Below are 436 nucleotides of genomic sequence, written 5' to 3'. Positions count from 1 at the left end.
GTTGTCTCGTCGGCATGGAGGTACCTGCGTGAAAGCAATTCTGTCTGAAGTCGGTCGTAGAGCAGTCGCAACCACCGGTGCGCACCTGTGACCACCCAATTGGCCAGCGTCTGCCGGGATAATGTCACGCCCTGTCTTGCAAACTGTTGTTCCTGACGGTATAAAGGCATCCCCTCAACATACTTCTTACCCATGACATACGCCACGGCGGATGCAGATGCGAAACTTCCTGGAAACGCGGGGCGTGGCATGCTTGCATGGAGCACTGGCGTCTGGATTTCATTTTGCTCACATGGTCGACAACCATAGATGTACTGCACATGCTCCACGACCGAAACCTTGGCCGGGACGATTTTTAACTCGCGCCGCACCTGCGTACTCATTTCATGCATTTGTTCACCGCAACAGGGGCAACCAAGCTCTTCTTCCGGCAACC

1 protein-coding gene is annotated in these 436 nt (G+C 54.6%); it reads right to left on the bottom strand.

Annotation, left to right across the window (positions count from 1 at the left end; genetic code table 11):
* Positions 1 to 436 (bottom strand): IS66 family transposase (locus J3482_RS20285; RefSeq protein WP_206923101.1); only part of this gene is annotated, 436 nt, incomplete at both ends.

Source organism: Alicyclobacillus suci (assembly GCF_017329615.1).
In the GTDB taxonomy this organism is placed as follows: domain Bacteria; phylum Bacillota; class Bacilli; order Alicyclobacillales; family Alicyclobacillaceae; genus Alicyclobacillus; species Alicyclobacillus suci.
Note: the sequence above shows the minus strand (reverse complement) of the source record. Positions and strands in the feature narration are given on the sequence as shown.